This window comes from Cereibacter changlensis JA139, from assembly GCF_003034985.1.
Taxonomy (GTDB): Bacteria; Pseudomonadota; Alphaproteobacteria; order Rhodobacterales; family Rhodobacteraceae; genus Cereibacter; species Cereibacter changlensis.
Genome location: NZ_PZKG01000056.1, coordinates 1 through 25,907 on the forward strand (window position 1 = coordinate 1; position 25,907 = coordinate 25,907).

General features: G+C 68.1%; 24 protein-coding genes and 1 riboswitch. Of the genes, 20 read left to right on the forward strand and 4 right to left on the reverse strand.

All coding sequences use genetic code 11. The features are described from left to right. Window positions 1-321: hypothetical protein (locus tag C5F48_RS12965; protein ID WP_258186502.1), on the reverse strand; the 321-nt coding region annotated here is incomplete at its 3' end. A gap of 159 nt (window positions 322-480) precedes the next feature. Between C5F48_RS12965 and ftsY the strand changes: the two genes are divergently transcribed. From ftsY to C5F48_RS12980, 3 genes are read left to right on the forward strand one after another with little or no spacing between them, the layout of a single operon-like run. Next, entirely contained in the window at window positions 481-1,641 is a 1,161-nt protein-coding gene (gene ftsY / locus C5F48_RS12970; protein WP_107664329.1) for a signal recognition particle-docking protein FtsY, read from the forward strand. A gap of 13 nt (window positions 1,642-1,654) precedes the next feature. Beyond that, window positions 1,655-2,560, forward strand: coding sequence for an EamA family transporter (locus tag C5F48_RS12975; protein WP_107664350.1), 906 nt, complete (start codon window positions 1,655-1,657; stop codon window positions 2,558-2,560). 9 nt (window positions 2,561-2,569) lie between these two features. Next, window positions 2,570-3,172: an inner membrane-spanning protein YciB gene (locus tag C5F48_RS12980; protein WP_107664330.1), complete on the forward strand. Its 603-nt coding sequence runs from the start codon at window positions 2,570-2,572 to the stop codon at window positions 3,170-3,172. Between the two features lie 108 nt (window positions 3,173-3,280). Here C5F48_RS12980 and C5F48_RS12985 read toward each other — a convergent pair whose 3' ends face one another. Next, window positions 3,281-3,991, reverse strand: coding sequence for a glutathione S-transferase N-terminal domain-containing protein (locus tag C5F48_RS12985; RefSeq protein ID WP_107664331.1), 711 nt, complete (start codon window positions 3,989-3,991; stop codon window positions 3,281-3,283). Window positions 3,992-4,163: 172 nt separating this feature from the next. Between C5F48_RS12985 and C5F48_RS12990 the strand changes: the two genes are divergently transcribed. The 5 genes from C5F48_RS12990 (at window position 4,164) to C5F48_RS13010 (ending at window position 9,976) form a co-directional block, all read left to right on the forward strand. After that, a complete protein-coding gene (locus C5F48_RS12990; protein WP_107664332.1) occupies window positions 4,164-4,430 on the forward strand; it encodes a hypothetical protein in 267 nt (88 codons plus the stop codon). Window positions 4,431-4,452: 22 nt separating this feature from the next. After that, window positions 4,453-4,530, forward strand: a riboswitch (SAM riboswitch). Between the two features lie 50 nt (window positions 4,531-4,580). Next, window positions 4,581-5,762 (forward strand): O-succinylhomoserine sulfhydrylase, encoded by a 1,182-nt coding sequence (gene metZ / locus C5F48_RS12995; protein WP_107664333.1) that lies wholly within the window; start codon window positions 4,581-4,583, stop codon window positions 5,760-5,762. 127 nt (window positions 5,763-5,889) lie between these two features. Beyond that, a complete protein-coding gene (folE2, locus tag C5F48_RS13000; protein WP_107664334.1) occupies window positions 5,890-6,969 on the forward strand; it encodes a GTP cyclohydrolase FolE2 in 1,080 nt (359 codons plus the stop codon). Between the two features lie 68 nt (window positions 6,970-7,037). Then, complete coding sequence (locus C5F48_RS13005; protein WP_107664351.1) at window positions 7,038-8,486, forward strand: TrkH family potassium uptake protein; 1,449 nt, start codon at window positions 7,038-7,040, stop codon at window positions 8,484-8,486. Between the two features lie 35 nt (window positions 8,487-8,521). Then, a complete protein-coding gene (locus tag C5F48_RS13010; protein WP_107664335.1) occupies window positions 8,522-9,976 on the forward strand; it encodes a TrkH family potassium uptake protein in 1,455 nt (484 codons plus the stop codon). Between the two features lie 36 nt (window positions 9,977-10,012). Here the strand turns inward: C5F48_RS13010 and C5F48_RS13015 are convergent, their stop codons facing one another. Continuing rightward, the gene (locus C5F48_RS13015; protein WP_107664336.1) at window positions 10,013-11,776 is read right to left on the reverse strand and encodes a serine protease; all 1,764 of its coding nucleotides are present in this window, start codon (window positions 11,774-11,776) and stop codon (window positions 10,013-10,015) included. Window positions 11,777-11,925: 149 nt separating this feature from the next. Between C5F48_RS13015 and C5F48_RS13020 the strand changes: the two genes are divergently transcribed. From C5F48_RS13020 to C5F48_RS13065, 10 genes are all read left to right on the forward strand, one after another. Further along, window positions 11,926-12,867 (forward strand): glycine--tRNA ligase subunit alpha, encoded by a 942-nt coding sequence (locus tag C5F48_RS13020; RefSeq protein ID WP_107664337.1) that lies wholly within the window; start codon window positions 11,926-11,928, stop codon window positions 12,865-12,867. Between the two features lie 10 nt (window positions 12,868-12,877). Further along, a complete protein-coding gene (locus C5F48_RS13025; RefSeq protein WP_170139634.1) occupies window positions 12,878-13,633 on the forward strand; it encodes an FkbM family methyltransferase in 756 nt (251 codons plus the stop codon). Window positions 13,634-13,635: 2 nt separating this feature from the next. Next, window positions 13,636-14,106 carry a DUF6446 family protein gene (locus C5F48_RS13030; RefSeq protein ID WP_107664352.1) on the forward strand — a complete coding sequence of 157 codons (471 nt, stop codon included), beginning with the start codon at window positions 13,636-13,638 and terminating at the stop codon, window positions 14,104-14,106. A 3-nt stretch (window positions 14,107-14,109) separates the two neighbouring features. Then, complete coding sequence (glyS, locus tag C5F48_RS13035; RefSeq protein WP_107664339.1) at window positions 14,110-16,380, forward strand: glycine--tRNA ligase subunit beta; 2,271 nt, start codon at window positions 14,110-14,112, stop codon at window positions 16,378-16,380. A gap of 123 nt (window positions 16,381-16,503) precedes the next feature. Beyond that, entirely contained in the window at window positions 16,504-19,050 is a 2,547-nt protein-coding gene (locus C5F48_RS13040; RefSeq protein WP_107664340.1) for a putative PEP-binding protein, read from the forward strand. A gap of 229 nt (window positions 19,051-19,279) precedes the next feature. Then, window positions 19,280-20,020, forward strand: a complete 741-nt coding sequence (locus C5F48_RS13045; protein ID WP_107664341.1) for a cell wall hydrolase — start codon at window positions 19,280-19,282, stop codon at window positions 20,018-20,020. A 95-nt stretch (window positions 20,021-20,115) separates the two neighbouring features. Further along, the gene (locus tag C5F48_RS13050; RefSeq protein ID WP_107664342.1) at window positions 20,116-21,024 is read left to right on the forward strand and encodes a dihydroneopterin aldolase; all 909 of its coding nucleotides are present in this window, start codon (window positions 20,116-20,118) and stop codon (window positions 21,022-21,024) included. Window positions 21,025-21,072: 48 nt separating this feature from the next. Next, on the forward strand, window positions 21,073-22,101 hold the full coding sequence (folP, locus tag C5F48_RS13055) for a dihydropteroate synthase (RefSeq protein ID WP_107664343.1): 1,029 nt from the start codon (window positions 21,073-21,075) through the stop codon (window positions 22,099-22,101). Beyond that, window positions 22,098-23,441 carry a phosphoglucosamine mutase gene (gene glmM, locus C5F48_RS13060; protein ID WP_107664344.1) on the forward strand — a complete coding sequence of 448 codons (1,344 nt, stop codon included), beginning with the start codon at window positions 22,098-22,100 and terminating at the stop codon, window positions 23,439-23,441. The genes folP and glmM overlap by 4 nt, the downstream gene beginning before the upstream one ends. A gap of 108 nt (window positions 23,442-23,549) precedes the next feature. Then, window positions 23,550-23,768 (forward strand): hypothetical protein, encoded by a 219-nt coding sequence (locus C5F48_RS13065; protein ID WP_107664345.1) that lies wholly within the window; start codon window positions 23,550-23,552, stop codon window positions 23,766-23,768. A 49-nt stretch (window positions 23,769-23,817) separates the two neighbouring features. Here the strand turns inward: C5F48_RS13065 and ilvC are convergent, their stop codons facing one another. Then, entirely contained in the window at window positions 23,818-24,840 is a 1,023-nt protein-coding gene (ilvC, locus tag C5F48_RS13070; RefSeq protein ID WP_107664346.1) for a ketol-acid reductoisomerase, read from the reverse strand. A gap of 128 nt (window positions 24,841-24,968) precedes the next feature. Here ilvC and C5F48_RS13075 point away from each other — a divergent pair, with 128 nt between their 5' ends. Together C5F48_RS13075 and C5F48_RS13080 are read left to right on the forward strand one after the other, a co-directional pair. Continuing rightward, window positions 24,969-25,424 carry an Lrp/AsnC family transcriptional regulator gene (locus C5F48_RS13075; RefSeq protein ID WP_107664347.1) on the forward strand — a complete coding sequence of 152 codons (456 nt, stop codon included), beginning with the start codon at window positions 24,969-24,971 and terminating at the stop codon, window positions 25,422-25,424. Next, the gene (locus C5F48_RS13080) at window positions 25,421-25,879 is read left to right on the forward strand and encodes an Lrp/AsnC family transcriptional regulator (protein ID WP_107664348.1); all 459 of its coding nucleotides are present in this window, start codon (window positions 25,421-25,423) and stop codon (window positions 25,877-25,879) included. Before C5F48_RS13075 ends, C5F48_RS13080 begins: the two co-directional genes overlap by 4 nt. Window positions 25,880-25,907: the final 28 nt, after the last annotated feature.

A 25,907-nucleotide genomic window follows, 5' to 3' on the forward strand; every position in this document is an offset into this window, starting at 1 on the left:
GTCGCCGAACCGGGCCCGCAGGCCCTCGGCACCGCGGTAGAAGGTCCAGCATTGCGGGGTGGCGTCATGCTCGTAGACGAAGCAGACCTTGCCGTCTTCCTCGTACCAGCGGCCGTAGTTGCACTCCTCGCCCTTGAAGGCCCAGAGCACGCGGCGGCCGGGCAGGTACTGCTCGGCGCCGTAGACCTGACCGCCCACGGCATAGGAGAGGGTCTTGCCGGTGGCATAGGCCTCGAACTCGGCGGCGCTGATCGGCTCCTCGGCGAAGCCGGCGGCGGGCAGGGCGGCAAGCAGGCAGGACAGCAGCAGGGCGCGCATCATCGTCTCCGTTCCGTGACGCCCGCCAGAGTGCCAGAGGCCCCGCCGGATGGCCAGTCACGCCTGCGCGGGGCCGCTTGGCGCGCCCGGCGGCGCCTTGGCCCCTTCCCTCGCCGCGCCGAAGCGACTAGGTGAGAAGGCGTGTGAGCAGCGGAGGCGCGGATGTCATTCTTCAAGAAGATGCGCGAAAAGATGTTCCGGTCCTCCGACCGGCTGTCGGACGGGGTCGACGCGCTGGTCGACGCCGGGCCGGAAGCCGCGCCGCCGGCCCCGAGCGCGCCGGTCGCCCCCGAGCCGCGGGCGCCTGAACCGAGGGCCCCCGAGCCGAGGGCCCCCGAGCCGAAAGCCGCAGAGCCGCAGGCCCCTGAGCCGGAAGCGCCGCGCCCCGCGCCGCAGCCGGTGATCCGCCCGTTGCCCGAGCCTGAGCCTGAGCCCGAGCCGCAGCGCCCGGGCCTCTTCGGCCGGCTCTTCGGTCAGGCCGAGGAGCCGCGCCGGGTGCTCGACGACGCGATGCTGGAAAGCCTCGAGGAGATGCTGATCGAGGCCGACATGGGCGTCGAGACCGCGCTGCGCGTCACCGCCAACATCGCCGAGGGCCGCTATGGCCGCCGCGTCTCGTCGCGCGAGATCAAGGAGGCGCTGGCCGCCGAGATCGCCCGCATCCTCGAACCCGTCGCCCGGCCGATGCCGCTGTCGGCCAAGCGGCCGCAGGTGGTGCTGGTCGTCGGGGTGAACGGCTCGGGCAAGACCACGACCATCGGCAAGCTCGCCTCGCAGTTCAAGGCGGCGGGAAAATCCGTGGTGATCGCCGCTGGCGATACCTTCCGCGCCGCCGCGGTGGAGCAGCTGCAGGTCTGGGGCCAGCGCGCCGGCGTGCCGGTGCTGACCGCGCCCGAGGGCTCCGACCCGGCCTCGCTCGCCTTCGACGCCATGACCAAGGCGCAGGCCGACGGGGCGGACCTTCTGATGATCGACACGGCGGGGCGGCTGCAGAACCGCGCCGACCTGATGGAGGAACTCTCCAAGATCGTCCGCGTCATCCGCAAGAAGGACCCCGACGCGCCGCACAACACCATCCTCGTGCTCGACGCGACCACCGGGCAGAACGCGCTCAATCAGGTGGAGATCTTCCGCAAGCTGGCCGATGTCTCGGGCCTCGTGATGACCAAGCTCGACGGCACCGCCAAGGGCGGGGTGCTGGTGGCGCTGGCCGACAGGTTCGGCCTGCCGATCCATGCCATCGGCGTCGGCGAGCAGATCGACGATCTCGCCCCCTTCGACCCCGAGGACTTCGCCCGCGCGCTGATGGGTCTCGACGCCTGATGCCGTCTTGTCGATGACCGAGTGGCTGGTCTCGCTCGAAGGCACGCCGGAGGGCGCGCGGCTGGCCATGGGGCTGGCGCTGACGTCGGCGGTGGCCCATGCCTGTTTCGGCGCGCTGCAGAAGGGCCGGCACGACCCGTGGAACACGCGGGGGGCGATCGACCTCTGGATCCTGATCTTCTCGGCCCCGGTGGCGCTGTTTCTGGTGCCGCGGCCCGAGGGGGCCGAGTGGATGGTTCTGGTGGGCGCGATGGCGATCCATTTCGCCTACAAGCTGACCATGGCGCTGGCCTACGAACGCGCCGCCTATACGGTGGTCTACCCCGTCGTGCGCGGCACCGGCCCCCTGGCGACGCTGACCTTCGCCGCGCTGTTTCTGGGCGAGCATTACGTGCTCTTGCAGTGGCTCGGGGTGGCGATGCTGTCGGGGGCGATCCTGTTCCTGGCGCGGATCAACCTCGGCGGGGTGGTGATCGGGCGGGCGGAGCTGAAGCTGGGGCTCGCCTGGGCCTTCGCGGGCGGGCTGATCGTGGCCTTCTACACCACCTACGACGCCTGGGGCATCCGCTTCACGCCGGACCCGTTCACGTTCCTGGCGTGGTTCTTCCTGATGACCTCGGTGGATTTTCCGCTGCTGACGGCCTATCGCATCCGCAGGGCGGGGCGCTGGCCCGAGGCTTTCGGGCCGCTGATGGTCCGCGGGATGATCGGGGCACTGGTGGCTTTCGTGAGCTTCGGCGGGGTCATGCTGGGGACGCGGCTGGGCAAGGTGGCCGAGGTGGCGGCGCTGCGCGAGACCTCGACGCTGTTCGCCGCCGCCATCGGCTGGCTGGTTCTGGGCGAGAGAAGCGGGCCGGTGAAGATCGGCCTGATGGGAATGATCGCGGCGGGCGCCATATTGGTGCAGGCGGCGGGATAGGAGAGACGGATGACACGCAAGATCAACCCGGTCCTGAAGATGCTGCTGGAGTACGGGCCGATCGTGGCCTTCTTCATCGGCTACGGGCGGCTGAAGGACGAGGTCTATACCTTCGGCGGGACCGAGTATCATGGCTTCATCGTGGTCACGGCGGCGTTCATTCCGCTGCTGATCCTGACCACGGGGATCCTCTGGGCGCTGACCGGCAAGCTGTCGAAGATGCAGGTCGCGACGGTGGTGCTGGTGGTGCTGTTCGGCGGGCTGTCGGTCTGGCTGAATGACGAGCGGTTCTTCAAGATGAAGCCGACGATGATCTACCTGCTGTTCGCGGGTATCCTCGGGATCGGGCTGCTCAGGGGGCAGAGCTGGCTGAAGCTGGTGCTGGAGGAGGCGGTGCCGCTGCAGCCCGCCGGGTGGATGCTGCTGACGAAACGGGTGGCGCTGTTCTTCTTCGCGCTGGCGGTGGCGAACGAGGCGATCTGGCGGACGATGAGCACCGAGGCCTGGGTCAGCTTCAAGACCTTCGGGCTTCCGGGGGCGATCTTTTTGTTCTTCATGACCCAGGGCGGGCTTTTCAAGAGATACGGGGTCGAGGAGAAGCCCGAGGCGTGAGGTTTCACGCGTGAAAATCCGGTCAAGCCATTGATCGGAAAGGGCTTCAAGATTTCTGTTAAGGATTTGGCAAGAGAGGGCCGCCCCCGGGAGGGGCGGCCTTTCGCGTCAGTCGCGCTTGATGCCGAAGAGCCGGTCCTGCGAGGCCTTGTCGAGCGGGGCGGTGCTGCGGGCCTCGGCCGCCACGGCCTTGCCCTTGAGGAAGGCCGGACGCTCGGCCAGCGCCTTCAGCCAGCGGGCGAGGTCGGGCTTGTCGTCGAGGCTCTGCTGCTGGGCTTCCCAGTTCTGCGCCCAGGGCCAGATCGCGATGTCGGCGATGGAGAGGAAATCGCCGGCGACGAATTCGCGCCCGCGCAGCTGGCGGTCGAGCACGCCATAGAGACGGCCGACCTCGGTCCGGTAGCGGTTCTGCGCATAGGGCAGGTCCTGCGGCGGGTCCATCTGCGGGGCGTATTTCAGGAAATGGTGCGCCTGACCAGCCATCGGGCCGACTCCGCCCATCTGCCACATCAGCCACTGATCCACCGCGATGCGGTCGCGCTCGGTCGGGCCGCCGAGCTTGCCGGTCTTGCGGGCGAGGTATTGCAGGATCGCGCCGGATTCGAAGATCGAGATCGGCTTGCCGTCCGGGCCCTCGGGATCGACGATGGCGGGCATGCGGTTGTTCGGCGCGATCTTGAGGAAGTCGGGGTCGAACTGGTCGCCCGCGTTGATGTTCACCAGCTTGAGCCGGTAGGGCAGGCCCAGCTCTTCGAGGGCGATGGTGACTTTCCAGCCGTTCGGCGTGGGCCAGTAATACAGGTCGATGTCCTGCGGCATGGGGGACTCCTTTTGTCGGAAAGCCAAGGATGGCGCAAATGACGGCAGCGGCAAGGGCAAAGCGGCCGGGACGCGCTGCGCCCGTTGACAGGCGGCGGCGCGGGGCGGAGCATCGGCTGCGCCCGAGGCGACCGTGCAGGACGGTTGCGCATCTTACGGAGGTCATCCCGCCATGCACGACCCGGAGCCGACGCCGCGTCCCGACCTGTTCACCAACAAGGACGAGGAGGCGTGGCTGGAGCAGTTCCTGCTGCTGCGCTACACGCTGCGCATGTCGCCCGAGCGGATCGCCCAGATCGACTACGGGCTTGACCCCGAGCATCCCGATGCCTGGGCCGCGGGCGCGTTCTGGGGCCGGGAGATCGCGCTTAGCTACCCTTGGGTGGAGGTTCGCACGCTCTGGCAAAAGCCCGCAGGCCCGGCCGATTCGGCCTGTTGACGCAGCGCAAGCCAAGGCGTATGCCGCCAGACGTGGCGCTTTGTTACCGGATTGCGGGCCACGTTAAACAAACCGCTAAAGAGGGTGAGGGCTTTGCAGCCCCCGATGCCTCTACCGGCTCGGGGGCTTTTTGCTGCGAAGGGCAAGACGATGACGAAGGACTGGAAAACCCGCACGCAACTGGTGCACGAAGGCAGCCGCCGCAGCCAGTATGGCGAGATGGCCGAAGCGATCTTCCTGACGCAGGGCTTCGTCTACGAGACTGCCGAATCGGCGGAAGCGCGTTTCGTGAAGACCGGCGAGGACGAGTTCATCTACGCCCGCTACGGCAACCCGACGACGCGGATGTTCGAGGAGCGGATCGCGGCGATCGAGGGGACGGAGGATGCCTTCGCCACCGCCTCGGGGATGGCGGCGGTGAACGGGGCGCTGGTGTCGATGCTGCGGGCGGGCGATCATGTGGTCGCGGCGCGGGCGCTGTTCGGATCGTGTCTCTACATCCTCGAGGAAGTGCTGGGGCGCTACGGCGTCGAGGTGAGCTTTGTCGACGGGGCCGATCTGGACCAGTGGCGCGCGGCGGTGCGGCCGGGGACGAAGGCCGTGTTCTTCGAATCGATCTCCAACCCGACGCTGGAGGTGATCGACATCGCCGCCGTGGCCGAGATCGCCCATGCCGCAGGCGCGCTGGTGATCGTGGACAACGTGTTCGCCACGCCGGTCTTCTCGAAGGCGGTGGAGCAGGGGGCGGATGTGGTGGTCTATTCCACCACCAAGCATATCGACGGGCAGGGCAGGGCGCTGGGCGGGGTCATCTGCGGCACTGTGGAGTTCATCCGCAAGGTGGTCGAGCCCTACATGAAGCATACCGGCGGCTCGATGAGCCCGTTCACGGCGTGGATCATGCTGAACGGGATGGTGACGCTGGACCTGCGATGCCGGGCGATGGCCGAGGGCGCGGAAAAGATCGCGGCTGCGCTGCAGGGCGACGCGCGGTTGAGCCGGGTGATCCATCCGGGGCTGGCGAGCCATCCGCAGCATGATCTGGCGGCGCGGCAATTGAAACGCGGCGGCACGATGGTGGCCTTCGACATCGCCGGCGGCAAGGAGGCGGCGTTCCGTTTCCTCAACGCGCTGGAGATCATCAAGATTTCCAACAATCTGGGCGATGCCAAGTCGATCGCGACCCATCCGGCGACCACGACGCATCAGCGGCTGCCCGATGAGCAGAAGGCGCATCTGGGGATCACGCCGGGGCTGATCCGGCTGTCGGTCGGGCTGGAAGACCCCGACGACCTGATCGCCGATCTGATGGCCGCGCTGTCGGCGATCTGATCCATCGGCTCTTGGTCGGTGATCTGTTCCGCTGCGTCGCGCGTATCAGGAGAGTTCGTTTGGGGAACGGTAGGACTTCGCCTATATAGGCGGGGTCACTCCGCAGTCTTATGAGAAGGGGCGCGCGATGAACATCCAGACTCCGGTTGCCGACCGCAAGCCAAGCCGGGAAGAGGCCGAAGCCGCTCTGGCCGTGCTGCGGCGATGGGCGGGCAGGTCCTCCGACGCCGAGATCGCCACGCTGGACCCGGCGGCGACGGCGCTGGTCTACCCCGAGCTGAGCCGGGCCTATCCGAAGCAGTTCCGGGTGGACGCTGCCTACAAGGACACGCTGCCCGACCTGCAGAACGGGCCGGCGAGCCTGATCGTGGGCGCGAACCGGCTGATCCAGCATGTCGGGATCTCCAACTTCCGGCTGCCGATCCGCTATCACACGCGCGACAACGGCGATCTGATGCTGGAGACCTCGGTAACCGGGACGGTGAGCCTCGAGGCCGAGAAGAAGGGCATCAACATGAGCCGCATCATGCGGTCGTTCTATGCCCATGCCGAGCGCTGCTTCAGCTTCGAGGTGATCGAGCACGCGCTGGAGGATTACAAGCGCGACCTCGACAGCTTCGACGCGCGGATCCAGATGCGGTTCTCCTTCCCGGTGCGGGTGCAGTCGCTGCGCTCGGGGCTGTCGGGCTGGCAGTATTACGACATCGCGCTGGAGCTGGTGGACAAGGGCGGGGTGCGCAAGAAGTTCCTGCATCTCGATTACGTCTATTCCAGCACCTGCCCCTGCTCGCTGGAGCTGTCGGAGCACGCGCGGCGCGAGCGGGGGCAGCTGGCCACGCCGCATTCGCAGCGCTCGGTGGCGCGGATCTCGGTGGAGGTGGTGGGCAAGACCTGCCTCTGGTTCGAGGATCTGATCGATCTGGCGCGGGCGGCGGTGCCGACCGAGACGCAGGTGATGGTCAAGCGCGAGGACGAGCAGGCATTCGCCGAGCTGAACGCGGCCAACCCGATCTTCGTCGAGGATGCGGCGCGCAGTTTCGCGGCGCAGCTGCTGGCGGAGCCGCGGATCGGCGATTTCCGCGTCGTGGCCAGCCATCAGGAATCGCTGCATTCGCATGACGCGGTCTCGGTGCTGACCGAGGGGCCGACCTTTGCCGCGGAGAGCCTCGATCCGCGGCTGTTCGGCACGCTGTTCCACGTCGGCTGAGCCTTCGCCCTTTGGCGCGCTCGGGCGGGATTGACTCTGCCTTGGCGCGCGGGCACGGCTCGCGCATCATGCTGGACCTGCGCCCCGTCGGATTTGTGGTCGGCCTGCTGGTCGTGGTGATGGGCGTCTCGATGATGGTGCCTGCCGCCGTCGATCTCGCCTTGGCCGATCCGAACGGCTGGGATGTGCTGGAGGCGGCGATCCTGACGCTGCTGGCCGGGTCGATGGTGACGCTGGCCTGCGCCAACGGGGTGAAGGGGCAGCTGAACCTGCGGCAGGCCTTCGTGCTGACCTTCGCGCTGTGGCTGGCGCTGTCCTTCTTCGGGGCCATGCCCTTCCTGTTCGGCGCCCCGAGGCTGGGCCTGACCGACGCGCTGTTCGAGAGCGTGTCGGGCATCACCACCACCGGATCGACGGTGATCGTCGGGCTGGACGGCATGCCGGCGGGGATGAACCTGTGGCGCGGGATGATGAACTGGCTGGGCGGGTTGGGGATCGCCTTCATCGCCATGATCTTCTTGCCGGTGATGCGGGTGGGGGGGATGCAGTTCTTCCGCACCGAGGGCTTCGACACCATGGGCAAGGTGCTGCCGCGCGCCACCGACATCGCCTGGGCGCTGCTGCAGGTCTACGTCGGGCTGACGGCGGTCTGCGGGCTGACCTATCTGGCGCTGGGCATGTCGGTGCTGGACGCCACGGTGAACGCGATGGCGACCATCGCCACCGGGGGCTTCTCGCCGGCCGACGCCTCCTTCGGCAAGTATCCGGGCGCCGCGGAATATGCCGGGGCGCTGTTCATGTTCCTGGGCAGCCTGCCCTATATCCGCTTCGCGCAGATGGTGAACGGCGCGCCGACGGCGCTGTGGCGGGATGCGCAGCTGCGGGCGCTGACCCGCTGGCTGGCCTATGCCGTGGCGATGGTGGTGCTGTGGCGGCTCATGACCTCGGATCAGGCGGCGGAGCAGGTGTTCCGCGAGGCGCTGTTCAACGTCACCTCGATCTTCACCGGCACCGGGTTCTTTTCCGGCAGTTTCGGCGGCTGGGGCGGCTTCGCCATGCTGGTGGCCTTCAGCGTCGGCATGATCGGCGGCTGTTCCGGCTCGTCCTCGGGGGCGTTGAGCGTGTTCCGGGTGCAGGTGCTGTTCGCCGCCATCGTGGCGCAGGTCCGCCAGATCGCCGCGCCGCACCGGGTCACCGCGGTGCGCTATGACGGGCGGCGGGTCGAGGATGACGTGATGAACGCGCTGATCCTCTACGTCACCAGCTATGTGCTGACCATCGGCGTGCTGAGCGTGCTGATGACGCTGACCGGAGTGGATACGCTGTCGGCCCTGTTCGGGATATGGACCTCGCTGGGCAACATCGGCTATGGCTATGGCCCGTTGGTCGCGCCGACCGGCACCTTTATCGACTTCCCGGAGGCGGCGAAATGGCTGATGATCGTGGCGATGCTGATGGGACGGCTGGCGCTTCTGGCGGTCTTCGTGCTGGTGCTGCCGCGTTTCTGGCGGGCTTAGGTTGACAGCGCCGCCCGTGACGACAAGCCTGCGCCATGCTTGATCCGCGCCCCGTCGGTTACATCATCGGTCTGCTCGTCGCCGCGATGGGTGGGATGATGCTGTTTCCGCTGGCGCTGGACTACATGTCGGACGATCCGCACTGGCTGGCCTTCGCACAATCGGCGCTGATCACCGTGCTCTCGGGCCTGCTGGTGGCGCTGGCCTGCGCCAATGGCGCGCCGCGCGGGCAGGGGCTGAGCCTGCAGCAGAGCTTCATGCTGACCGCCGGCGTCTGGGTGGCGCTGCCGCTGTTCGGCGCGCTGCCCTTCATGCTGGGCGCGCCCGACGTCGGGCTGACCGACGCGATGTTCGAGAGCGTGTCGGGCATGACCACCACCGGCACCACGGTCTTCGTCGGGCTGGACGCGCTGCCGATGGGCACGAACCTGTGGCGCGGCATCCTGCAATGGCTGGGCGGCCTCGGGATCGTCATCGTGGCGATGATCTTTTTGCCGGTGATGAAGGTCGGCGGGATGCAGTTCTTCCGCTCGGAGGGCTTCGACACGCTGGGCAAGATCCTGCCGCGGGCGCTGGATATCTCCACCGCGCTGATCCAGATCTACCTCTTGCTGACGCTGGCCTGCTTCATGGTCTATTTCGCGCTGGGGATGAGCGCCTTCGAGGCGCTGGTGCTGACGCTCTGCACCGTCTCGACCGGCGGTTTCACCATGTATGACGCCTCTTTCGCGCCCTTCGCCGGGGCGGCGGAATATGCCTCGGTGGTGTTCATGCTGCTCGCCTCGCTGCCCTTCATCCGCTACGTGCAGCTGGCGCAGGGCATGGCCAGGCCCTTGTGGCGCGACGCGCAGGTGCGGGCCTATCTGCGCTGGAACGGCTACGCCATCGGGCTGATCGTGCTGCACGAGCTGATCGTGCGCGGCCAGCCGTTCTGGGCGACGCTGCGGGAAAGCACCTTCAACGTGGTCTCGACCTTTTCGGGGACGGGGTTCACCAGCGTCGACCTGACGCTGTGGGGGCCGTTTCCCTTCGTGGTGCTGATTGTGGCGGGGCTGATCGGCGGCTGCACCTCGTCCACCAGCTGCTCGATCAAGGTGTTCCGGTTCCTGATCCTGATCGAGGCGATGAAGGTGCAGATCCGCCGGTTGCAGAACCCCAACGCCATCATCTTCCTCGATTACGAGGGGCGGCGGGTCGGCGAGGACGTGATCAGCTCGGTGATCCTGTTCTTCACCATGTTCATCCTGAGCTTCGGCATCCTCACCGTGGCGCTGTCGCTGACCGGGTTGCAGACCATCACCGCGGTGACGGCGGCCTGGACCTCGATCGCCAATGTCGGCCCGGCCTTCGGGCCGGAAGTCGGGGCGACGGGGGCGGTGCATGGCTTTCCCGACAGCGCCAAATGGCTGATGCTGGCCGGGATGCTGGTCGGGCGGCTGGAGCTGCTGGCGGTCTACGTGATGTTCATGCCGCGGTTCTGGCGGGCCTGAAGTCTGGCGGGCCTGAGGCGGCCCGCCGGGTTTGCCTTATTGCCAGCAGGAGACCAGAACCGTCATGCCCATGCCGAGGCGGGTGAGATCCTCGGGGGCCAGCGCGCCGGTCGGGGTGGCGTTGCGCGGGCTGAGGCCTTCCTGCGCCAGACGGGCCGCGAGGGCGTCGGCGGCGGCGGCGAAGCCGACCTCGGCCGGCAGCTGGCGGGCGCCGCCCTCGGCCTTGGGCAGCAGCATGCCGAGCACCGCGCCGGAGGTGCTCAGCACCGGGCCGCCGGCGTCGCCGGGCAGGGCGGTCAGCGTCAGCCGGCGCAGGTCGGGCTCGCCGTTCAGCCCGGTGGCGCCGTCGAGCGCGCCGAAGGTCAGGGTCGGGGCGGGCAGCTGGTCCTCGTAGGAATAGCCGGCCACCGCGATCTCGGACCCCGGGCGCAGGGCGGCGCCCTGGAAGCTGGCGTAGCTCTGCGGCGCCAGCGGCTGGCGCGGGCGCAGCACGGCGATGCCGAGCGTGTCGTCGCGGAAGGCCACCTCCGCCTCGGTGTCGCGGTCCAGCGTGATGCGGCGGCAGGATTGCAGCGCCTCGACCGTGGTCAGCACAGAGCCTTGCGCGTCGATGTAGAAGCCCGAGCGCGACAGGGCGGGGCGGCGCACCTCCAGCCCGGTGGTGAGCCCGCCGCGCTGCGCCGCGTCCATCATCACCATGCCGGGATCGAGCGCGCGGTCGCCGATGGGTCGGAAGCTCGACTGCATGGCGGTCAGCACGCGGGCGATGCGTTCGTCGTCGTCCGGATTCCAGATCAGCATGAAGCCCTTGACCATGCCCTGCGCCAGCTCGACATGGGTGTGGCTGGCGAGATCCGCACTGCGACCCTCGATGGTGAAGCTGGTCTCGCGGCGCTCGCGGGCGCCGTCCAGCGGCACGGCCTCCAGCGTCTGCAGCATGTCGTAGAGGCCGTAGAGCGTGGCCTGATCGCCCGGCTCGCTGATCAGGATGACGCGGACGCCGGAGCCGTCCTTTTCGGCGTAGCGCACGAAGGGCGGCTCGTAGCGCTCGAATGCCACCAGCGCGGTGGGCAGGGTGATCTCGATACCCGCCTCGGCCTCGGTGATGGTTTCGAGGCCAAGTTCGGCCTGCGCGGACTCGTAGCCCTGCATCAGGCTGCGGCGCTGGGCGGTGGTCAGGATGCCGGTCGGCTGCTGGGCGTTGGCCTCCTGCCAGGCGGCCATCGAGGTGCGGGTGCCCGCGCCGAAGGCGCCGTCGATGCCGGCGGCGTAGAAGCCGAACCATTGCAGCGCGCGCTGCAGGTCCTGCCGTTCCGCGAGGGTCAGGAGGGACTCGGAGGCGCGGGCCTCGGCGGGGGTCTCGTCGAACAGCGGTTGCGGCTGGGCGAGATCGGGTTGGGGGTCCGGCTGCATCAGGCTGGGGATGTCGTCCAGCGGGGTGATGGCGACCGGCGGCGGCAGCGGGGCGCCGAGCTGGCCCGCGGGCCAGAACTGCTGGCGGAAGTTGCGGCCGTCGGCGATGAAGCTGTCGGAGGGGATCAGCCGCTCGGCGCGCAGGCTGTCCAGCCGGAGCCGCGCCACGTCGGGACCGTAGGGGCCGAGCAGGATGGCGTACCAGCCCGAGGTCATCTGGAAGCCCGAGACATCCGGGAAGGCGCCGGCATAGGCGCGGGCGCGCTCCTCGCCCTCGCGCAGCGTCGGCTGCGCCTCGATCTGCACCCAGACCCGGTCCTGCGCCATGGCCGCTGCGCCGAAAACCAGCGCGGTCAACAGACCCAGGAGGAAAATCGCTTGTCTCATCGTGCCGTCAATCCCGTAAAATTCATTGTCGCGACGCTACCAGACGGCCCCGCGGATGCACATCACTTCTGCCTCAGCGAAAGCCCGGTTCGCATTGACCCTTTCGCGCCTCTTGCCTATGGAGAGGGCGCTTTGCAAGAGGGCCAGACATGACCGGCAAACCCGTTTCCCCGCGCAGCTTTCAGGAGATCATCCTGCGGCTGATGACCTATTGGGGCAGCAAGGGCTGCGCCGTGCTGCAGCCCTATGACATGGAAGTCGGCGCGGGCACCTTCCACCCGGCGACCACGCTGCGTTCGCTGGGCTCGAAGCCCTGGGCCGCGGCCTATGTGCAGCCCTCGCGCCGCCCGACCGACGGGCGCTATGGCGAGAACCCGAACCGGCTGCAGCATTACTACCAGTATCAGGTGCTGATCAAACCCTCGCCGCCGGATCTGCAGGCGCTGTATCTCGGCTCGCTCGAGGCGATCGGCATCGACGCGGGGCTGCATGACATCCGTTTTGTCGAGGACGACTGGGAGAGCCCGACGCTGGGCGCCTGGGGCCTGGGCTGGGAAGTCTGGTGCGACGGGATGGAAGTCAGCCAGTTCACCTATTTCCAGCAGGTCGGCGGGCATGACTGCCGCCCGGTCTCGGGCGAGCTGACCTACGGGCTGGAGCGGCTGGCGATGTATGTGCTGGGCGTCGATCACGTGATGGACATGCCCTACAACGACCCCGACAGCCCGACGCCGCTGAGCTATGGCGACGTGTTCCGCCAGACCGAACGGGAATATTCGCGCTGGAACTTCGATCAGGCCGACACGGCGATGCTGCTGGCGCATTTCGAGGACGCCGAGAAGGAATGCGACCGCATCCTGAGCGCCGATCCGGTGGACAAGGCCGGGCGCGAGATCGTCATGGCGCATCCGGCCTATGACCAGTGCATCAAGGCTTCGCATCTCTTCAACCTGCTCGACGCGCGCGGGGTGATCTCGGTCACCGAGCGGCAGGCCTATATCGGCCGGGTGCGGGCGCTGGCGAAACGCTGCGCCGATGCCTTCGTCACCACCGAAGCCGGCGGCGGCACACTTGCCGACGCCGGCGCTTGAGGCCGGGATCATGCGCTATCGCAACCCCAGGGATGTCCGGAACCGCCCGCACCACCAGCACATGTTTTTGATCCAGCGTCCGGCAACGGTGCTGGAGCGCCTTCTTGACGTGATCCGCGTTGTTCCCGGCAGCATAGGACGCAAGGCGGCGCGCAAGCTCTATCGCGCCTATGTCGCGCGCCGACTGGCCGAGTTCTTCGCGGTGATCGAGGGGCTGCCCAAGGGCTCGCTTTGCATCGATCTGGGCGCAAACGTGGGCGAGATCAGCGAGGGCATGCTGGATCGTGGGATGCGGGTAATTGCTTTCGAGCCGGATCCTGCGACCTTTGCGAAATTGTCCCAGCGTCTGGAAGGAAGAGACGGGGTAAAGCTCCTCTGCGCAGCGGCAGGCGTGTCGGACGGACTCGCGGAAATCCAGCGCCCGGAAGGCTGGTCCGAAGCCACTTTGAAGGGGTCGCCCGGATCATCGCTGGTCCACCGCGGCAAGGGGATGGACGCCGGCACCGCCACCGGAGTGCGGGTGCTGGATTTTGCCAGTTTCGTGCGGGGACTCGGAGAGCGGATAGCCGTGCTCAAGGTCGATATCGAAGGCGGAGAGTGGGAGTTGATTCCCCATCTGGTGCAGTCGGGATGCCTTGACCTGATGGACCATCTGTTCGTGGAGACCCATGAGTGGATGGACCCCAGCCGCTGTGCACAGGCGGCCGATTTCCGCCAGATGGCCAAGCAGCGCCCGTCGCCCCACATGACTTTCGATTGGGTCTGAACATGAATGGAAGAATTGTTGTGGCCTCCATCGTTCTGACTGCTCTGGGCGCGGGCGCGCTGATCTACTGGCTGCAGATCTATGCCTTCTACGAGCCCGTGGCCTTCACCCCCGGCGAGGAGATCCGGCTGACGCCGATCATCGGCGAGGAGCCCGAGGTGATCGTCGCCAATGACGTGACCGGGATCGACGCGGATTCGTCGCCGCTGCGGTTCCGCGCCTGTTTCACCACGCCGCTGACCCAGGCCATGCTGACCGAGACCTACCGCGTCTATGACGAGGCGACGCCGCTGGTGGCCCCCGGCTGGTTCGACTGTTTCGACGCGGGCCAGATCGATGCGGCGCTGAAGACCGGCGAGGCGATCGCCTTCCTGTCCGAGGCCGAGGTCGCCGATGGCATCGACCGCGTGGTCGCGGTCTTTGCCGATGGCCGGGGCTATGCCTGGCACCAGCTCAATCCCGAGGAAGAGTGACCCATGCCCGATCTTCTGCTTGAACTCTTCTCCGAGGAAATCCCGGCGCGGATGCAGGCCCGCGCCCGCGAGGATCTGAAGAAGCTCGTCACCGATGCGCTGGTCGAGGCGGGGCTGACCTATGCCTCCGCCGGGGCGTTTTCGACGCCGCGGCGGCTGGTGCTGACGGTGCAGGGGCTGACGGCGGAGAGCCCGATGCAGCGCGAGGAGCGCAAGGGGCCGAAGGCCGATGCGCCCGCCGCGGCGCTGGAGGGGTTCCTGCGCTCGACCGGGCTTTCGCGCGAGCAGCTGGAGCTGCGCGACGACAAGAAGGGCCAGGTGTATTTCGCCGTGCTGGAAAAGCCCGGGCGCAAGGCGGCCGAGATCGTGGCCGAGGCGGTGGAGGGGGCGATCCGCGGCTTCCCCTGGCCGAAGTCGATGCGTTGGGGCAGCGGGAGCTTGCGCTGGGTGCGGCCCTTGCATTCGATCCTCTGCCTTCTGAGCGACGAGAGCGGCGCCGAGGTGGTGCCGGTGACGGTGGATCATCTGAGCGCCGGCAACACGACCGAGGGCCATCGCTTCATGGCGCCGGGTCGGTTCCCGGTCTCGTCCTTCGACGATTACGCGGCGAAGCTGAAGCGCGCCTTCGTGGTCTTGGATGCCGCCGAGCGCGAGCAGACCATCTGGCATGACGCCACGACCCAGGCCTTCGCGCAGGGGCTGGAGGTGGTGCCGGACGCCGGGCTGCTGTCCGAGGTGGCGGGGCTGGTGGAATGGCCGGTGGTGCTGATGGGGGCCATCGGCGAGGATTTCCTCGGCCTGCCGCCGGAGGTGCTGCAGACCTCGATGCGCGAGCATCAGAAGTTCTTCTCGGTGAAGAACCCGAAGTCGGGGCGGATCGAGAAGTTCGTGACCGTGGCCAACCGCGAGACGGCGGACCATGGCGAGACGATCCTGAAGGGCAACCAGAAGGTGCTGTCGGCGCGGCTGTCGGATGCGAAGTTCTTCTGGGAGAACGACCTGCGCGTCGCCAAGGCGGGCATGGGCGAGTGGCTGGACGGGCTGAAAGCTGTCACGTTCCATAACAAGCTTGGCAGCCAGCACGACCGCATTGAACGCATAGCCGCCCTGGCGCGCGAGATCGCTCCTCTTGTTGATGCGGATGCAGATATTGCCGAGCAGGCGGCGCGGTTGGCCAAGGCAGATCTTCGCTCGGCGATGGTCGGGGAGTTCCCGGAGCTTCAGGGGCTGATGGGCATGTATTACGCCCGGGAGGCTGGTTTCCCGGACGCCGTGGCTCTGGCGGCGCGCGATCACTGGCGCCCAAAGGGCGAGGGGGACTCGGTGCCGACCGATCCGGTCTCGGTCGCGGTGGCGCTGGCCGACAAGATCGACACGCTGACCGGGTTCTGGGCGATCGACGAGAAGCCGACCGGGAGCAAGGACCCCTATGCGCTGCGGCGCGCGGCGTTGGGGGTTATTCGGTTGGTCTTGGGGAATAGGATTAGGGCAGAAATGCAGGCTCTAGTCAGTTCTCGAATGACTAAGCACGAAGCGAAACAAGCAGCGCAACAGTGGTCAGACGTCAATCAAGCTATCGCAGATGTTCTATCCACTGCTGCTGGCAACGAGGAAGTGTTTTCGCTTCTGCTAAAATCCTATGCAGACTCTACGGAGAGCTTAGCCAATCCCGATAAGCGGACTCGGGAGCATGAAGAATTGCTTGGAGAGCTCAGGGAGAGTATTGAAACAGCTGCTCGCACCAAGACCAACGACCTCCTCTCCTTCCTCCACGACCGCCTGAAGGTCTACCTGCGCGATCAGGGCATCCGGCATGATGTCATCGACGCCTGTCTCGCCATGCCCGGCAATGACGATCTGACGCTGCTGGTGAAGCGGGCGGAGGCGCTGGCGGGGTTCCTCAAGACCGATGACGGGACGAACCTGTTGCAGGGCTTCAAGCGGGCCAACAACATCCTGAGCCAGGCCGAGGCCAAGGACGGGGTGGAGTATTCCTTCGGGGCGGATGAGAAATTCGCCGAGACCGATGCGGAACGCGCGCTGTTCACCGCGCTCGACGGGGCCGAGGCGGTGATCCGCCCGGCGATGCGCGAGGAGGATTTCGCGGCGGCGATGACCGCCATGGCCAGCCTGCGCGCGCCGATCGACGCCTTCTTCGAGGCGGTGCAGGTGAATGCCGAGAACCCGATCCTGCGGCGCAACCGGCTGAACCTCTTGCACCGCATCCGCGCGATCTGTGGGCAGGTGGCGGATCTGACCAAGGTCGAGGGCTGAGCCCAAACCCTTCGTTTCGGAACGAAAAATCCGACGGCAGTGGGGAGGGCTGCGCCCTCCCTCCGCCCTATCCGCTTGCGCCAAGGCCCAACTCGGCTATCCTGCGCCGGAAGGAGTGCCGCAGTGCAGAAACTCGAGCCGATCACCGATTTCGCGCCGATCACCCCGACTGCGGCGATCACGCCCAAGACCCATGGCTGGCGGGCGAAATGCCTGCAGCGGCTGGTGCGGCTGGAGCTGCCGGTGCCGCAGACCGTGGCGCTGCCCGCGACCACGGTGCGCGCCATCGCGGCGGGGCAAACCGTTGATTGCGAAGGCATCCTGCGCAACTTCGGCGCGGGGCCGCTGATCTCGGTCCGGCCGAGCCCGGAGAACCCCGACTGGGGCGGGCCGGCCACCGTGCTCAATATCGGGATGAATGCCGCGCGCCATGCGCTGCTGGCCCAGACCCACGGGATCGATGCTGCGGACGCGCTCTATCTGCGCTTCATCCAGAGCTATGCGATCCATGTGGCGCGGCTCGACCCCGACATGTTCGATCAGGCCGAAGCCTCGGGCGAGGCGCTGCGCGCGGCGCTGCATGCCTATCGCGAGGAGATGGACGAAGCCTTCCCGGAAGACCCGGCGCGGCAGCTGGGCGAGGTGCTGCGCTCGATGGCGCGGGCCTGGGAGGGCACCTCGGCGCGGCTTCTGCGGCAGGCCAAGGGCGCGCCGGAGGCGGCGGGGCTGGGGCTGGTGGTGCAGGAGATGGCGCAGGGTATCGGGCAGGGCATGTCCGGCTCGGGCGTCATGCAGTTCGTCGATCCGGTGACCGGGGCGGCGCAGGTGACCGGGCGCTACTTCGATCAGGCGGGCGGGCGGCATGCCAAGCCCCAGGCAATGTATCTGATCCGCGACCCGCGCGGGCCCTCGCTGGAGGATCTGGCGCCGGAGGTCTTTGCCCAGCTGGTGAAGCATGGCGCCGTCTGCCGGGTGCGGCTGCGCGAGGAGATGCAGATCGAGTTCACCATCGAGGACGGGCGTCTGTCGGTGCTGGATGCGGTGAAGGTGCAGCGGTCGTCGCGCGCGGGTCTCAGGATCGCGGTGGCGCTGGCCGATGACGGGGTGATTACCCGGTCGGAGGCGCTGCTGCGCGTGGAGCCGCGGGCGCTGTCGGAGCTTCTGCACCCGCAGGTCGATCCGCGCGGCGGGCGCGACCGCTTCGTGCGCGGCATCCCGGCCTCGCCGGGGGCGGCGGTGGGGCGGATCGTGTTCTCGTCGCAGGCGGCGCAGGCCTCGGCCGCGCGGGGCGAGCCCTGCATCCTGGTGCGGCGCGAGACTGCGCCGGAGGATATCCGGGGGATGAATTCGGCCGCGGGGGTGCTGACCGAGCGCGGCGGGGTCACCAGCCATGCGGCGGTGATCGCGCGCGGGCTGGGGCTGCCCTGCGTGGTGGGCGCGTCGGAGCTGCGGCTGGATGCGCGGGAGAAGCGGCTGGTGGCGCCGGATGGCCGGGTGTTCCGCGAGGGCGACATCATCACCGTGGACGGCACGGCGGGCGAGGCGCTGGCCGGGGCGGCGGCGATGCTGGGGCCGGCCCTGGACGACAACTTCCGCAGGCTGCTGTCCTGGGCCGACGATGTGCGCGACATCGGGGTGCGGGCCAATGCCGACACGCCCGCCGATGCGCAAATGGCGCGCAACTTCGAGGCGCAGGGCATCGGGCTGTGCCGGACCGAGCACATGTTCTTCACTGACGACCGTCTGGTGGTGATGCGCGAGATGATCTTTGCCGACACGTCGGAGGATCGCGCCGCGGCGCTGGTGCGGCTGTTGCCGATGCAGCGCGCGGATTTCGTGCAGCTCTTCGAGATCATGCAGGGCCTGCCGGTCTGCATCCGTCTCCTGGACCCGCCCTTGCACGAGTTCCTGCCGCATTCGCGCGAGGGCATGCTGGAATTGGCCGAGGCGCTGGACCGCCCGCTGTCGGAGGTAACGCGGCGGGCCGAGGCGCTGGCCGAATTCAACCCGATGCTCGGGATGCGCGGCGTGCGGCTGGGGGTGGTGCTGCCCGAGATCTACGACATGCAGGCGCAGGCGATCTTCGAGGCGACGATCGAGATCGCCCGGCGTGGCGGTTCGGTGGTGCCGGAGATCATGATCCCGCTGGTTTCGGCCAAGCGCGAGGTGGAGCTGGTGAAGACCCGGATCGACGCGGTGGCGGCGATGGTGCGGACCAAGGCGGGGACGGATTTCGACTACAAGCTGGGGGTGATGGTCGAGACGCCGCGCGCCGCCTTGCGGGCCGGTGAGATCGCGCAGCACGCCTCGTTCCTGTCCTTCGGCACCAACGACCTGACGCAGATGACCTATGGTCTCAGCCGCGACGACGCGGGGCGGTTCATGAACACCTATGTGCAGAAGGGGGTGTTTCCGGAGGACCCGTTCCACATCCTCGATGTCGACGGGGTGGGGGAGCTTTTGCACATCGGGGCGGACCGCGGAAGGGCGACTCGCCCCGATCTGACGGTGTCGATCTGCGGCGAGCATGCGGGGAATCCTGAGTCGATCGCCTTCTGTCGGACCGCCGGATTCGACTATGTCTCCTGTTCTCCTTACCGCGTGCCCTTGGCGCGGCTGGCGGCGGCCCATCTGGCGCTGCGCGACAGGGAGTTCGGGAAACCGGCCTGATTCCAGCGGCTTGGCAGCGCGAATCGGATGTTTCGCCGCAGGCGGGGGTTTCTGCTGTCGGCCAAAAATCGCCCAAAGAATATCGTCTCACAGTTGTATAAATACCACGTGGGTAGACTTGTTAAGCTTTTGTGTCTACCTCCGGCTCCTGTTGCGGTTTGCACAGTGGGATCAACTTCGGTCCCGATGGTGCGAAACGGGACGGGAAACGACCGGGAAACATGTGTAAATGTGCTTGCTTCAGACCTGGACCCGCAGCGCCGCGCTGCTGTTTGTCCTGAGCGGTGCGGCCTTCGCCGATGTGACGGTGAGCCAGTCCAACGACCCCGCCGCCTCGCTCGGCGGACAGCTTTCGGCGCTGCTGGGCGCCGAGCGGAATGCTCTGGGCGCCCTGCCGGTGAAACGGCTGGAACTGATGGCGGCGGCGGTGGGCGACCCGAAGCGCCCGGCCGAGGCCGAGGTGGTGCCGGCCAAGCTGGCGGTGGCCAAGCCGCGCGCCGGCAAGGGCCGCACGGTCGAGCCGGCGCAGATCCGCTATGACGCCGACTGGCTGGCGCGCCAGCCCTCGGCGCAGCGCACGGCGGATTGGCAGTGCCTGGCGCAGGCGCTGTATTTCGAGGCGCGCGGCGAGTCGATCCGCGGCCAGTTCGCCGTGGCCGAGGTGATCCTGAACCGCGCCGACAGCCCGGCCTATCCCGGTTCGGTCTGCGGGGTGGTGAATCAGGGCGGCCAGTTCTCCTACACCTTCGACGGCAAGCCGGAGACGATCCGCGAGAAGGGCGCCTATGCCCGGGCCGGCAAGATCGCCTCGGTGATGCTGTCGGGCGCGCCGCGCCAGCTGACCGACGGGGCCACGCATTTCCACACCAACGCCGTGCGGCCCGGCTGGGCGCACCGCTTCCCGCGCACCGTGGCCATCGGCGCGCATTACTTCTACCGGCAGCCCGGTGCGGCGGTTCCCGCCGGCTGATGTGTCGCCGGTCTTGCCTTGCCTGCCGCCTTCGGGCAAGGCAGGGCCGTCCGTTCTCCTATGCTGCGGGCAGACCGTGACGCCGGGAGGCCGCCTTGACCAACGACATCCGCCTAGCCTTCGGGCATCCCGAGGAACGGGCTGACGCCTCTGCCGGCGCTGCCCGGCGCGACCGGATCAGCCTGCGCGACCATGTGGTCGAGGTGGAGATCGGCGCCTTCCAGCAGGAACGCGGCACGAGGCAGCGCGTGCGCTTCAACGTGGTGGTCGAGGTGCGGCCGCATCCGGCGCCGCTGCAGGACGATGTGGACCGCATCCTGTCCTATGACACGCTGACCGAATCCATCGCGGCGGAACTGTCGGCCGAGCGGCTGAACCTGCTCGAGACGCTGGCCGAGCGAGTCGCGGAGCGTATCCTGGCCGAACCGCAGGCGATGCGGGTCTTCGTGCGGATCGAGAAGCTGGACCGCGGGCCGGGGGCGCTTGGGGTCGAGATCATGCGCTCGCGCGCCGAGCAGCCCACGCGGGCGCTGACGGCGGAGGGCAAGGAAGCCGCGCTGCATCCGCTGGTGGTGTTCCTCGACAATGCGACCATCGCCGCGCCCGATCTTTCGGCCCGGCTCGACGCGCTGGAGGCGCGGGGGCTGCCGCTGATCCTCGCCGTCGGCCTGCCGGACGAGGCGCCGCCGCAGACCGGGCACAGGCCGACGCAGCGGCGGATCGACCTTCTGGCCATCGAGCAGAACGCCTGGGCGCTGGCGGCGCGCGACCCGCGCTGCGTGGTGGTGGCGACACGGACCGAGATCGACTGGGCGATGAAACACGGGCGCAGCATCGTCTGGGCCCCGTCGAAGCTGGTGCTCGACGCGGTGGACGGGCCGCAGACCCGCGACCCGGTGGCGCTGGCCTTGTGGCTGGCCGAGATGCTGGCGGCGGAGCGGCTGGTGGTTCACGGCTCTGTTACACTGCCGGCGGGAAGCCGCGTGGCGGTGGAGCGGGCGTGAGCTTCGGGGGCTTGCCAGACCGGGGGCGCAGGGCTCATTAACCTCGCCATGATCTACGTCCGACCCATCGCGATGACTGACCCCGCGCGCCCGGCAGGCGCGCTGCCGCTGGTTGGCGGCCCCTGCTGGTTCGACCGGGTGGAGCTCATGGAGCGCGGCCGGGCGCCGGTGGTGGCGCCGGCGAGCGAGGTGGCTGACCTCTCGGCGCTGACTGCCGCGCGGCCGGCGCTGGCCGGGCTGGGGATGGACCGGCCGCGGCTGATGGGCATCCTGAACGTCACGCCCGACAGTTTCTCCGACGGGGGCCGGTTCGCGGCGCCGGAACAGGCGCTGGCGCAGGCAAGGGCGATGGCGGCGGAGGCCGATATCCTCGACATCGGCGGCGAGAGCACCCGCCCCGGCGCCGCCGAGGTGGCGGTGGCGGAGGAGATCCGCCGCACCGCCCCGGTGATCGCCGCGCTGCGCGAAGCTGGGCTGCGGACGCCTGTATCCATCGACACGCGCAAGGCCGCGGTGGCCGAGGCTGCGCTGGCGGCGGGGGCGGATATCGTCAACGACGTTTCCGCCATGGGTTTCGATCCGGCGATGGCGGCGGCGGTGGCGCGGTCCGGCGCGCCGGTCTGCCTGATGCATGCGCGGGGGACGCCCGAGACCATGGCGGGCGAAACCGGCTATGCCGACGTGCTGCTGGACGTGTATGATTATCTAAATGAGAGAATCGAGGCGGCGGTCGCAGCGGGGATCGCGCGGGAGCGGATCATCGTCGATCCGGGGATCGGCTTCGCCAAGACGGCGGAGCAGAACCTCGCGCTGATCCGGCGGCTGTCCCTGTTCCACGCGCTCGGCTGCCCGGTGCTGCTGGGGGCCTCGCGCAAGCGGTTCATCGGCGCGCTGGGGGGCGCGGAGCAGGCCGACCGGCGGATGCCCGGATCGGTTGCGGTGGCCTTGGCAGGGGCGGCGCAGGGGGCGCAGATCCTGCGGGTGCATGATGTGGCCGAGACGCGGCAGGCGCTGCGGCTGTGGCAGGCGATGAATGGTGACCCTGCGGAAGACGCGGGGCAAAGGAGACAGGGATGACGAGGAAACTGTTCGGAACCGACGGGGTGCGCGGCCAGGCCAACAGCTACCCGATGACCGCCGAGATGGCGCTGCGGCTGGGGGCGGCCGCCGGGCGCTACTTCCGTCGCGACGCCAGCACCGAACACCGGGTGGTGATCGGCAAGGACACGCGGCTGTCGGGCTACATGCTGGAGAATGCGCTGACCGCGGGGCTGACCTCGACGGGGATGAACGTGCTGCTGCTCGGCCCGGTGCCGACGCCGGCGGTGGGCTTCCTGACCCGGTCGATGCGGGCTGACCTCGGCGTGATGATCTCGGCCAGCCACAACCCGCATCAGGACAACGGCATCAAGTTCTTCGGGCCGGACGGTTTCAAGCTGTCGGACGAGGCCGAGGCCGAGATCGAGGCGATCATTGCGGGCGAGATCGTTCCGGCCCAGCCGCAGAACATCGGCCGGGCGCGGCGGATCGAGGACGGGCGCGGGCGCTATCAGGAATATGCCAAGACCACCTTCCCGTCGAAGCTCAGGCTCGACGGGCTGAAGGTGGTGATCGATTGCGCCCATGGCGCGGCCTATCGCGCCGCGCCCGAGGTGCTGTGGGAGCTGGGGGCCGAGGTGATCCCGATCGGCGTCGCGCCGAACGGCACCAACATCAACCTGCGCTGCGGCTCCACCCATACCCAGACCGCCGCCGAGGCGGTGGTGGCGCATGGAGCCGATGTCGGGATCTGCCTCGACGGCGACGCCGACCGGGTGATGATCCTCGACGAGACCGGCAAGGTGGCCGATGGCGACCAGATCATGGCGCTTCTGGCCGACCGCTGGGCCAGCGCCGGGCGGCTGCAGGGCGGCACGCTGGTGGCCACGGTGATGTCGAACCTCGGGCTGGAGCGCTTCCTGACCGGGCGCGGGCTCCGGCTGGAGCGGACGCCGGTGGGCGACCGCTATGTGGTGGAGGCGATGCGCCGCGGCGGCTGGAACCTCGGCGGCGAGCAGTCGGGCCATATCGTGATGACCGATTACGCGACGACGGGCGACGGGCTGATCGCCGGGCTGCAGTTCCTCGCCGCCATGGCGCAGAGCGGGCAGGCGGCCTCGGCGCTGAGCCGGAGCTTCGAGACGGTGCCGCAGCTGCTGAAGAACGTGCGCTATGCCGCCGGGCAGGAGCCGCTGAAGGCGGCTTCGGTGCAGGCGGTGATCCGCGACGCCGAAGCCCGGCTCGACGGGTCGGGGCGGCTGCTGATCCGCAAGTCGGGGACCGAGCCGCTGATCCGGGTCATGGCCGAATGCGAGGACGAGGCGCTGCTGCTGGACGTGGTCGATGGCATCGTCGCGGCGGTGAAGGACGCGGCGTAACGGGAACCACCGCGCGCTGCCGGCATTGGGGAGTATCGGGGCGGCCGGACCGCCCCGCGCGGCTGGCAATCTGCGCGTGCCGCTTCACCTCCGATACGGAGACAGAGAATGGACTTTTCCTGGATCATCCCGCTCCTGTCGCTCGTCACCCTGCTTGCGGTCCTGGCCTTCGCGCTGATCAGCAAGGGCAAGGTGGAAGAGCGGCGCCACGACCCGAACGCGCCGAAATCGACGCTGGCCAAGGACGGCCCGCAGGGCGGCGTCGCCTTCCTGCGCAAGGACGGACCGACGGCCCGCAAACCGGACGCCGAGCCGGTGCTGGAATGAAAACAGGCGCCCCGCGGGGCGCCTGTCTCGTCTCGCGGCTGGGCAGAGGTCAGTTGCGGGCGCGGTCGACCATCTTGCCTTTCGAGATCCACGGCATCATCGCGCGCAGCTTCTCGCCGACCTTCTCGATCTGGTGCTCGTCGTTGATGCGGCGGGTCGCCTTGAACGAAGGCTGGCCGACGGCGTTCTCCTGCATGAAGTCGCGCACGAACTTGCCGGTCTGGATGTCGGTGAGGACTTCCTTCATCCGGGCCTTGGTCTCGGCATAGGGCAGGATGCGCGGGCCGGAGACATATTCGCCGTATTCGGCGGTGTTCGAGATCGAGTAGTTCATGTTGGCGATGCCGCCTTCGTAGATCAGGTCCACGATCAGCTTCACCTCGTGCAGGCATTCGAAATAGGCCATCTCGGGCTCGTAGCCCGCTTCGACCAGCGTCTCGAAGCCCATGCGGATCAGCTCGACCAGACCGCCGCAGAGCACGGCCTGCTCGCCGAAGAGGTCGGTCTCGCATTCCTGACGGAAGTTGGTCTCGATGATACCCGAGCGGCCGCCGCCGATGGCGGAGCAGTAGGACAGGCCGATTTCCATCGCCTTGCCGGTGGCGTCCTTGTCGACGGCCACGAGGCAGGGCACGCCGCCGCCCTTGACATATTCGCCGCGCACGGTGTGGCCCGGGCCCTTCGGCGCCATCATGATGACATCGACGCCCGGCTTCGGCTCGATCAGGCCGAAGTGGATGTTGAGGCCGTGGGCGAAGGCGATGGCCGAGCCTTCGCGGATGTTGTCATGCACGTATTTCTTGTAGGTCTCGGCCTGCAGCTCGTCGGGCATGGTGAACATGATCAGGTCGGCCCAGGCGGCGGCCTCGGCGATGCCCATGACCTTGAGGCCCTCGCCTTCGGCCTTCTTGGCCGAGGGCGAGCCCTCGCGCAGGGCGACGACGAGGTTCTTGGCGCCCGAGTCGCGCAGGTTCAGCGCATGGGCATGGCCCTGGCTGCCGTAGCCGAGGATGGCGACCTTCTTGTCCTTGATCAGGTTGATGTCGCAGTCCCGGTCATAATACACGCGCATGGCGGTCTCCTTGGTGGTTCGTTACCGGGCAGAATAGGGAGCGGGGCGGGATGATGGGTTCATAATTTGACGGGTTGCGAATTTTCTGCGAAAATTCATTCGCTGAAATGGCATATGGCGGAATTTCCATGCTCGACGATACCGACCGCCGGCTGTTGCGGCACATGCTGGCCGATCCGGCGCTCTCCACCGCGGATCTGGCGGAGCGCGCCGGGGTCACCACCGCGACCTGCTGGCGGCGGCTGGAGAAGCTGACCGAACGCGGGGTGATCGGCGCGCGGCAGGCGGTGATCGACTGGCGGCGGCTGGGCTACGAGGTCGAGGTCAGCTTGCGCTTCACGCTGGACAAGACCGACCCGCGCGCCTTCGACGAATTCCTCGAGGCGGCGCGCGAGGTGCCGGAGGTGATCGGCATCGAGACCTTTCTCGGAAGGGTGGATGTGCGGCTGAACGTGATCGCGCGTGACATGAAGCAGTATCAGGAGGTCTATCGTCGCCGCATCCTGACCCTGCCGCATATCGCCGATATCGAGGCGCTGATGCTGATCGCCACGATCAAGGACGCCGAGGCGTTACCGCTGTGATCGAGCTCGACGATATCGACCGGGCGCTGCTGCGGGCGCTGGCCTTGGACGCCACGCAGGGGGCGGGGGCGCTGGGAAGGCGCTTCGGTCTGTCGCAGCCCGCGGCCTGGCGGCGGGTGCGGCGGCTGGAGGAGGCGGGGGTGATCGCCGGGCGGCGGCTGGTGGTGGACCGGGCGGCGCTGGGCTTCGGCGTCACGGTGTTCCTCGGGGTGAAGCTGGCGACCAAGGGGCGGGTCAGCCTCGAGGATTTCGAGCGGGCGGTGACGGCCATCCCGGAGGTGCAGGTGGTGCAGCATGTGCTGGGGCTGTTCGACTACCGGCTGCGGGTGGTGGCGCGGGATATCGCGGATTTCGAGCGGGTGCTCAGGCGGCGGATCATGACCCTGCCGGGGGTGGGGCAGGTGGAGGCGAATGTGCTTCTGACCGAGGAGCGGCGGCCGGGGCCTTTGGGATGAAGCTGGCCGCCTGGGAGGGGGCTGTCTG

Excerpts from the sequence above, each read along its gene's own strand:
- metZ (WP_107664333.1), top strand. The coding sequence starts at position 4,581 with ATGACGAAGGACTGGAAAACCCGCACGCAACTGGTGCACGAAGGCAGC.
- glyS (WP_107664339.1), top strand. The coding sequence starts at position 14,110 with ATGCCCGATCTTCTGCTTGAACTCTTCTCCGAGGAAATCCCGGCGCGG.
- C5F48_RS12980 (WP_107664330.1), top strand. The coding sequence starts at position 2,570 with ATGACACGCAAGATCAACCCGGTCCTGAAGATGCTGCTGGAGTACGGG.
- C5F48_RS13020 (WP_107664337.1), top strand. The coding sequence starts at position 11,926 with ATGACCGGCAAACCCGTTTCCCCGCGCAGCTTTCAGGAGATCATCCTG.
- ilvC (WP_107664346.1), bottom strand. The coding sequence starts at position 24,840 with ATGCGCGTGTATTATGACCGGGACTGCGACATCAACCTGATCAAGGAC.
- C5F48_RS13025 (WP_170139634.1), top strand. The coding sequence starts at position 12,878 with ATGCGCTATCGCAACCCCAGGGATGTCCGGAACCGCCCGCACCACCAG.
- C5F48_RS13015 (WP_107664336.1), bottom strand. The coding sequence starts at position 11,776 with ATGAGACAAGCGATTTTCCTCCTGGGTCTGTTGACCGCGCTGGTTTTC.
- glmM (WP_107664344.1), top strand. The coding sequence starts at position 22,098 with ATGACGAGGAAACTGTTCGGAACCGACGGGGTGCGCGGCCAGGCCAAC.
- C5F48_RS13045 (WP_107664341.1), top strand. The coding sequence starts at position 19,280 with ATGTGCTTGCTTCAGACCTGGACCCGCAGCGCCGCGCTGCTGTTTGTC.
- folP (WP_107664343.1), top strand. The coding sequence starts at position 21,073 with ATGATCTACGTCCGACCCATCGCGATGACTGACCCCGCGCGCCCGGCA.
- C5F48_RS12975 (WP_107664350.1), top strand. The coding sequence starts at position 1,655 with ATGACCGAGTGGCTGGTCTCGCTCGAAGGCACGCCGGAGGGCGCGCGG.
- C5F48_RS13030 (WP_107664352.1), top strand. The coding sequence starts at position 13,636 with ATGAATGGAAGAATTGTTGTGGCCTCCATCGTTCTGACTGCTCTGGGC.
- C5F48_RS12985 (WP_107664331.1), bottom strand. The coding sequence starts at position 3,991 with ATGCCGCAGGACATCGACCTGTATTACTGGCCCACGCCGAACGGCTGG.
- C5F48_RS12990 (WP_107664332.1), top strand. The coding sequence starts at position 4,164 with ATGCACGACCCGGAGCCGACGCCGCGTCCCGACCTGTTCACCAACAAG.
- C5F48_RS13010 (WP_107664335.1), top strand. The coding sequence starts at position 8,522 with ATGCTTGATCCGCGCCCCGTCGGTTACATCATCGGTCTGCTCGTCGCC.
- C5F48_RS13075 (WP_107664347.1), top strand. The coding sequence starts at position 24,969 with ATGCTCGACGATACCGACCGCCGGCTGTTGCGGCACATGCTGGCCGAT.
- ftsY (WP_107664329.1), top strand. The coding sequence starts at position 481 with ATGTCATTCTTCAAGAAGATGCGCGAAAAGATGTTCCGGTCCTCCGAC.
- C5F48_RS13005 (WP_107664351.1), top strand. The coding sequence starts at position 7,038 with ATGCTGGACCTGCGCCCCGTCGGATTTGTGGTCGGCCTGCTGGTCGTG.
- folE2 (WP_107664334.1), top strand. The coding sequence starts at position 5,890 with ATGAACATCCAGACTCCGGTTGCCGACCGCAAGCCAAGCCGGGAAGAG.
- C5F48_RS13065 (WP_107664345.1), top strand. The coding sequence starts at position 23,550 with ATGGACTTTTCCTGGATCATCCCGCTCCTGTCGCTCGTCACCCTGCTT.